This is a genomic window from Flavobacteriales bacterium (assembly GCA_013001705.1).
GTDB lineage: Bacteria > Bacteroidota > Bacteroidia > Flavobacteriales_D > JABDKJ01 > JABDLZ01.
In genome coordinates this window covers 1-8,322 of sequence record JABDLZ010000088.1, presented here as the reverse complement: position 1 = coordinate 8,322, position 8,322 = coordinate 1, and the positions used below count along the sequence as shown (strand labels likewise).

Genomic DNA, 8,322 nt, shown 5'->3' with positions numbered 1-8,322 from the left:
AGTTCTTTTGCCGTCTGCTGACCCAACTCCCGCGTAGGTGCCATGATGAGCACCTGGGTACTGTCATCTTGCATATCGACCAGATCCAGTAGTGGAAGGCCGAATGCAGCTGTTTTACCGGTACCGGTCTGTGCTAGTCCTATGAAATCAGGGGTGTCGGGAGCCAGCAATAGGGGTATCGCCTGTTGCTGGATGGGTGTCGGTGTAGTAAAACCGATCTCTGCCAAGACCCCGAGTAAAGACTCTGAGAGTCCAAGCTTATCGAATGACATCAAAAAATGGGAATGTTAAAATGATGCCGCAAAGGTAGCCCAAATAACTATGGGCCTGACCTTCAGGTGTGAAGCATGGGAATATGGTCTACTGCCTGCCGACTTAGAATTTGGCCAATTTCCGGGTCAACACTACTTGATCATCCAGGGACATCTGGAAGAAGTATATACCCGATGACCAGAGCGAACTATCCAAGGTGTAGTTCAGCTGCATGCCTTTGCCCATCTGTTCTTCAAAGATCACTTCTCCAGTGATATTCATCACGCGGAACATGATATCTCCTTGCACGGGCATATTCATGCGCAGTTCTATCCGATCCTGAAAGGGATTGGGACTGAGAGTGACTTGCTCTTGATCGAATTCTTCCACACTGGTGGCTGAGAACCAATATTCGACTCCGTGCTGACCGCAGTTGCCTGTGAATCCAGCAGGATCAGAACCTTCTACAAAAGTTCCAGCTACCCAGAGTCCGGCTTCGGCAGCTTCGCTCTCACGCCCATTTCCTGCCGCTCCATACTGCATGAAATCCACCATGGAACCCGGATCGCTGAAGGCACCTGTAGGAAGATAGAGCGCCATGTCACTATCTATATCATCCAGATTCCAGAAGAGGACTAAGAAATCATCGGGAGGAATAGCACTGGGATCACCGAATAAGGCTGGCTGTGCTGAAATATCCCCGTACGAGAACAAGGAACATAGTCTGTAGTCTGAGATATCTATGGTCGCTAAGGTCCTATTGTGAATGGTGATCAAATCATTCTGCGGGTCTACTGACACGAGACGGATGCACTCTCCACCACCCCCTTGAGCAAGGATGGATGATGAGAACAGGACAAATAACGAGAACGTGGAAAGTAGTCTTGTGAACATGTAGTAGGTATTGGTGGTCTGATGTGAAGATAAAAAAATCTATGAAGCCTTCATCTCATCCTTGAGCTCGGGTTCCTGCTCTACCTGCGCAGGTGCCTGTGCTGAATGGGAGGCGGACCGTTGCACGGTATACATCTCCATAGGTCCCTTTCCTTTGACGATCAATGCGCCTCTGGAGGTGAATTCGAAATCTTCACAATCCTTGACCATCTCATAGGTGGTCTTGCTGATATTGATCGAGTTCATCTCGGCACATTCTTCCATCCTGGCTGCGATATTGACCGTATCACCCCAGATATCGTATTGGAATTTGCTCTGTCCCACGACTCCTGCCACCACAGGTCCTGAGTGTATCCCTAGTCTGATCTGGAAGGGTTTCATCCCCTTTGATCGATTGATCTGCCTTCTTTCTTGGATGAAGTCCTTGATATCCAATGCAGCTCGGATCGAGCGCTCCTGATAATTGAATTCCGTGTCATATAGGCCCCCTACGGCCATATACGCATCACCGATGGTCTTGATCTTTTCCAGTTGATAGGATTCTATGATCTGATCGAACTTCATGAAACAGATGTTCAATTCTTCTACCAACTCCTGTGCGGACATGCTTGCAGCAATTCCGGTGAAATCCACAAAATCAGTGAACAGCACCGTGACCATGCTATAATCCTTGGCGCTCGCTTTACCTGTCATCTTGAGCTCCTTAGCAACTGGTGCTGGCAGGATATTGAGCAGGAGTTTGTCCGATCGGTCCCTTTCTGACTGGATCTCGGCCCGTGATCTTCTCACATAGGTAAGTCGACTCCATAATCCTCCTGTGAAAATGAGTATCCCCACTCCGAGTATGAGATAGAGATTGCGTTTTTGTTTTTCTCCATCCAATTCTGCTTGGAACTCGAATTCTGCACGCATACGATCTTCTTCAGCGGCCAAGCTATCTGCAAGGAATTGCTTGGAGAACTGATAGTCCATTTCCAATTTGGTGATCCTTCGGGTCAGTTCCTGACCTTCCAGCGAGTCTTTGGCGGCCACATATTCCTTGAACATCTCCAAGGCGGCCGCTTCATTACCCAATTGATCATGGGCCTTGTAGAGGCAATAGCAACTCTCCTTGTGCAAGGGGATCGCCTCCCATACCTCTGCTTGGTCTTTTGCCTTTTGACACCAATAGAGGGCGTTCAGATATTCTCCCTTCAAGAGGTAGGTATCACCGATCCTGACCATCATCTTACCCCGCTGATGTGAGCCCGGTCTATCCGTATACATACTCAGGGCCTGCTCATAGAGTGTCAATGCAGAGTCCAGATCTCCTTGTTTCTGTAGACAGGAGCCTATGTTGACATAGCTGATGGCGATCCAGGCCGTGTCTTGGAGTTCTTTCCAGATATCTATGCAATGCGCATGCATATTCAGGGCTTCATTGATATTGCCCATATCCTCTTGAAGTGCTCCGAAGTTGTTATAGGACATAGCGAGATTGCGCTTGTCTTCCAGTTTCATACGCAATCCGAGACACAAATCGTAGTATCTGCGCGCCTCTTCATAATTCTGCTGATAGTGGTGTATGGTCCCGATGTTGTTCAAGACATTGGCCCACAATTCTTCATCCGCACTATTCTCTACCAATCGCAGTGCATCCAATTGGTATTTGAGTGCCTTTTCGTAATTGCCTTGAACCTGATAGACGATTCCTTGGCGCGAATAGACCTCTGCCTCTCCTGCCTTATCCGAACTCTTCACAGCCAGTGTCAGTGCACTATCCATATACTGCAATGCGGCATGCAGGTCGCCTAGACGCTCATGGCGTGTGGCCTCATCCAAGTAATCCTCCATATCGTCCTGAACGGTAGAAGCCGTGAGAGCAATGGTGGAGATGAGAAGGCAGAAGAGGGTTATATGTCGAATGAGGATGGAGGTCAAGGTGATTGGTTACGACCCTCATTTGCCGAGAGTCTGTAGTTCAAGGTAAACATTTAATCTCTCAGATAAAAATCTGAAATCTAAAGAGTTGTGTCTACATTGCTTCAATAACCATTACACGACCATGAAAAGACCAATTCTACTATTTGCCGCGCTAGCCATGATTTTGACCTGCGCGATGGAGACCTATGCTCAAGAAGCTCCAGCCATTCCCGCTTCGTTCTATGATAAGGAATTGATCGCTGACATACTCGGCAATGAGAATTGCACGGGTCTACGGGTGTATCCCACCTTGGATCTGAAGAAGGCGCAATTGTCTTTGATGATCATCGGAGTGGACGAATCCGGAGCGGAGTTATACAATTGGACGAATCCGAAGTTGAAATACCAACTCTATGAAGGAATCACTGATGGAAAGGCAGATATCGAACCACTGAGCGCGAATAATGCTCGGAAATTGTGTCAGGCCTATTCCACTGCCCATGTGGCCTTCAACAGCGTCATCGCCAAAGACAAGATCTCTGATTGTTCCGGAGATTGTACCGGATATAGTATCCGCTTGACGACCAAGGGGACGAATTTCAATTTCGAGATCGTACCGGCCAAGATTGTGAACAACGCTGTAGAGATCATCGGAACGCCTGTGGCAGGTGACCCTTGCCCGACTTTCTGCGGGGATTCAGGAAACTACCTATGCACTCCGTAGTGAGCGGCTAGAAAAGCTCTTCTTCTGAAGACTCATCTGGGAGTTCCAGCGCTTTGACAGACTGTACAGAGTTGCCGGCAATACCCTTGACCGACCCATACATATCGATGGTATTGTTGACCACCTTCTCGATCTGTTTCTCGCGCTGTTTCCAGATGCGTTGCATACTGCGTTTCTCCTTTTCCAGATCCTCCTTCATCTGGGAGAATCCATCTACGATGGCCTCTATCTGCATGCGGAAGGTATTGCTGGTGAGATAGTCGTAGAGCATGTGCATCTTATCGCCCTTGTTCTCTTGACTGGTCAATGCCGTGCGGTAGCGTATGAGGCTCTGTCGCAGTACGGCTGAGAGCCCTTTGAACTCCTCATAATTGCATATCCAGATGCCATCTCGCATGCCTAGGCGTTCCATTCCCTTGGGCATGACCTCGGTGATGAGCACACCTATATCTGCACCTTTATCCCGGATATCGGCCTTGAACTTCTCGATCCAGGCGGGTTGGAAATCCTTGGTACGCTTGCTCTCATAGTAGATGTTCCCACAATTGGGAAATGCACGAGTATTGACCGTCTGTAAGCAATCACCCCCTCGAGCCCCTTTCTTGATCTCAGTGATGGTGTCGAGTGGGAATTCTTGCGCCAGCCATTCTTCTATGGCCAACTCCTGCACCTCCCCTTGCAATTGCATGGAGCCTTGCTCCTGCTTGCGCTTCATCTCTTCGGTGAGTTTCTTCTGATCCTCCAGCTGTTTTTGCAACTCACGGAATCGGAGTTCGTTCTTCTCCTCTTCACTCTTCCGTATCTTATCTTTCTCCAGACTGATCTGCTGGTTGATCCTGCGCTGTGCCTCTGCTTCCAATTTCTCTTTCATCTCGGCAGAATCCCGCTTGAGCTTCTCAATCTCGGCCTTGGAGCGATTGAGTTCCTTGACCTGCTCGGACTTGGCCTGGAGTTCTTCATTCAAAGCCTTGATCTGGTCCGAATTCTCTTCAGCAAGCTTTTGCTTCAACCGTTCTTCTAGGGCGATACGCTCTTGTTTCATCTGAGCGTCCAACCGCTCTTGGAAAAGTTCATTCTCCTTCCGTTTCTTCTCTTCGAACTCGGCTTTGGAGCGCTCGAGCGCTGTCCGCTGTTCTTCTATCTGTTTCTTCTGCTCTTCCGATTGCGCTTGATACTTCTTCTTCAACTCATCTTCCAACTGATGAGCAAGAATGTCCTGCACATCGATGTCGGTCGCACAATTGGGGCACTTTATCTGTGTCTTCTCCATACAGCCGAAAAGTACGGCATGCCTAGCGAATGGCGCATGGTCAGCATTACAATTTTATCCCCTGATCAGAGAAACGAACTTCATAGGATCAACAGAGGAATCGATATATTCACACAGGCCCATGGGACTTGGGGGAGTCCTTTACCTGCCCTATCCAGACGCTATGAATAGATTCTTTCTTCTACTTCTCCTCATATTCTGCTTTGAAATAAGCTCTTTGGGGCAGTGCGCTCCGCCTCAGGCTGTCGTGCTATACAGCAACAATTTCGACATGACAGCTGGCATCACTTGGGCCACACCGACCAATTCCACCTGTCCCATTCTCTATTATGAGGTGCATTATGCTAACGAGCCCATACCTGTGCCCGGCACTACACCTCCAGGCACGATCATCACCCCCGTGAGCTTCCCGAGTTTGGGAGTGCCTTATGGCACAGCAGATGCTTGGGTGCGGTCCGTCTGTGATTGTGAGCCGGGTGATGGAGGGGATGGTATTGGCGACACAGAGAGTCAATGGATACAAGCGACCTTCTGTGAGCCGATATTGATTTTCCCTGATGACGGAATCTACTGTCCGGGGCCTCCTGTGAGTGTGGCGGAATCTTCCCAATGCTCCAACTTCACTTCCGCCACTATGTACTTCATTGCCTTTTTCGAATTCGATGGCACTACATATGTCGATTGTGCTGGGGAGGATGAGTATGTCTTATGGAGAAGTTTTACGGCCCCCGCTGATGGCGCGGTAGATGTATCCATCTCTGAATTCAGCTGGAATGATTTCGGATTCGTCATTCGTGACAACTGTTCCTCAGCCGATGTCTATTGCCAGCCGGCCATCTCGGATGGGGTGGTAGAATCGGTCACCGGACTCACTCCTGGTGCGACCTATTCCATAGGGGTATGGAACAATGACTATCCGTATTACGTGGAGTGGTTCGATGGTGAGTGTGGAGGATTCTATAGCTATAACGGAACAAATAATGAACTGAAACTCTGCCGGGCAGCTGTTGAATGCCCACCCCCATTCGGAGTGAGCACGAGTACCATGACCGATCACAGCGTGATCATCGACTGGGAGACCAATGGCTCATCCCAATGGATCATCGAGTATGGTCCGAGTGGATTCACTCCAGGTAACGGTGAAGTGACCGATGCGATTATCGAACTTCCATTCACCTTGACCGGTCTGGACCCCGAAACATCCTATGAATTTTATGTCATGGCCGATTGTGGTGCAAATGGCACCAGTTCGCATGAAGGTCCTTACTCCTTCATCACCGAACCTTCTATGTGGATCAACAATGCGCCAGGAGATGGATCAGGTTATTGCTGCGATGAATTCACACTGGCAGAGACCTTCAATGCAGGAACTTTCTGCGACTCCATTTATTTCACTTTTGAAGATGAGATCAGCGGATTCGATTGCGACTATAGCATCACACGATCCATCACTGCTCATGACACCTGTGGCAATTCCATAGACCACTCCTTCACTTTCACAGTGGTGGATAATGACATTCCGTGTGGCTGTGATGGAGGGCAGTTCTTCGATAATACCCAGGCAAAAGCAGTATCCATGTATGGGGATTGGGCCGTGGTCGGTAAAAGCGGAGATACTCAGATCATGCATCGAGTCAATGGTGTTTGGGAAGTTTATGAGAACATCGACCTGGGATTTGTATGGACGGATGCATTGGATATGCATGGGGATCGATTCATCGAAGAGAATAACATCTACAAATTGGATGGAATAAGTTGGGAATTGGAGACGGTACTCTTCAATAGTGAGAATGACAGCACATACTACAGATCGGCCATCTACGGAACTACCGTTGTTCTAGGGAGTTCAGAAGGCAATCTGAGCGTATTTGAAAAACAAGGTGATCAATGGATAGAAGTTGCCATCTTCTCCCAAGCCAGCAATTCGGTAGACATAGATGAGAACCTGATCATCGTAGGTCGGTATGAGGGAGGAAATACAGGAGCAATATACCGGAGTGTGAATGGTGTCTGGCAACTGGATGGTATGCTACCTGACGTAGATGGCAGCTATGGAGAAGGGATAGGAGCTGATGTGGCCATAGAAGGAGATCGTGCTGCTGTAGGTACCTGGTACCTAGGTGGGCTCTTCACCTATGACTATGATGGCACCCAATGGACCAATGCCCAATTCCATGAGAATCCGTTCTGGACAGAGTCCATCGGATATAATACCTGCTTCGGCAGTGCCGTAGATATCGAAGGCGATCTGATGGTAGTGGGTGACTACATGAATAAGACGGCTGGAAATTTCAGTGGCTCCGTAGTCGTCTATTCGTGGGTCAATGAGCAGTGGGAACCTCAGGCCAATATCGTCCCTGTGGATCATGAACCCAACCATCGATTCGGAGGCTGCTTGGACCTGCATGGCGAAAGTCTGAGCGTTGGAGTCGAAAACACGTATTGGATAGGTGCAGGAGGCTACAATGGACAAGGGAAACTCTGGTTCTTCGACTGCATGTCAGACTATGTCAACACATTTACCGTCAGCGCTCCTCCGGGTATGGATATCGCTTGTGACGAAGAGTTACCCCTACCCGATTATCAACTGGGAACAGGATGGGGATTCGATTTTATGGTCGACATCGAGATTACGGGAGAACAGGTCTGTGGAGACACCCTCATCCGCACGATCACGGTGACAGACACCAGTGGGCATATCGCTTCTGTGGTCCAGTATTATCCAGTCTACGATAACACACCGCCAAGTCTCACCTGTCCGGAAGATCAGATCGAGGATTCGGATCCACAGGGAGAACATCCTATCCAGTCCTACTTCGGGGCTATAGATTTCTCTGAGAATTGCTCATTGCCGGTCCAGTACCAACAGACGCCATCCGTAGGTACCCTGCTCGATGTAGGAGATCACACTATCCAAGTGACCCTGACCGATCTTTGTGGGAATACCTCCGAGTGTCAATTCACTTTGACCGTGCTGCCTCCTGCCGGATTGATGGAAGCTCCGAGCGATCTCCTGAGCATCCGACCGAATCCTGCCCGAGACATCTTGATATTGGACTATACCGACACATACGGTCCTTTGGATTTCGAGATCATGGACATGGAAGGTCGTAGTGTTCATACAGGCACCATCACATCAGGTATCCGTAGCATTCAAGTCGCCTTTCTGGCCGAAGGGACCTATGTGATCAGATATCGCTCAGAGGGGGATGAGGTTATCGGTACCGCCCGATTCACCATTCTGCGCTGATCGTATGCGCTTCCTTCCCAGTGAGCATAA

Annotated in this window: 6 protein-coding genes; 2 read left to right on the top strand and 4 right to left on the bottom strand. The window is 49.1% G+C overall.

Features of this window, described 5'->3' with window-relative positions; all coding sequences use genetic code 11:
- From HKN79_03475 to HKN79_03465, 3 genes are all read right to left on the bottom strand, one after another.
- Positions 1-275, bottom strand: a 275-nt coding sequence (locus HKN79_03475; protein NNC82613.1) for a DEAD/DEAH box helicase, incomplete at its 3' end; no start/stop codon positions are given.
- 100 nt (positions 276-375) lie between these two features.
- A complete protein-coding gene (locus tag HKN79_03470; protein ID NNC82612.1) occupies positions 376-1,146 on the bottom strand; it encodes a T9SS type A sorting domain-containing protein in 771 nt (256 codons plus the stop codon).
- A gap of 39 nt (positions 1,147-1,185) precedes the next feature.
- Positions 1,186-3,066 (bottom strand): tetratricopeptide repeat protein, encoded by a 1,881-nt coding sequence (locus tag HKN79_03465; GenBank protein ID NNC82611.1) that lies wholly within the window; start codon positions 3,064-3,066, stop codon positions 1,186-1,188.
- A gap of 124 nt (positions 3,067-3,190) precedes the next feature.
- On the opposite strand from HKN79_03465, the gene HKN79_03460 reads away from it, so the two are divergent.
- Positions 3,191-3,772, top strand: coding sequence for a hypothetical protein (locus HKN79_03460; GenBank protein NNC82610.1), 582 nt, complete (start codon positions 3,191-3,193; stop codon positions 3,770-3,772).
- A 7-nt stretch (positions 3,773-3,779) separates the two neighbouring features.
- Here the strand turns inward: HKN79_03460 and HKN79_03455 are convergent, their stop codons facing one another.
- A complete protein-coding gene (locus tag HKN79_03455; GenBank protein NNC82609.1) occupies positions 3,780-5,042 on the bottom strand; it encodes a DUF2130 domain-containing protein in 1,263 nt (420 codons plus the stop codon).
- A 271-nt stretch (positions 5,043-5,313) separates the two neighbouring features.
- On the opposite strand from HKN79_03455, the gene HKN79_03450 reads away from it, so the two are divergent.
- On the top strand, positions 5,314-8,292 hold the full coding sequence (locus tag HKN79_03450; protein NNC82608.1) for an HYR domain-containing protein: 2,979 nt from the start codon (positions 5,314-5,316) through the stop codon (positions 8,290-8,292).
- Positions 8,293-8,322 lie beyond the last annotated feature (30 nt).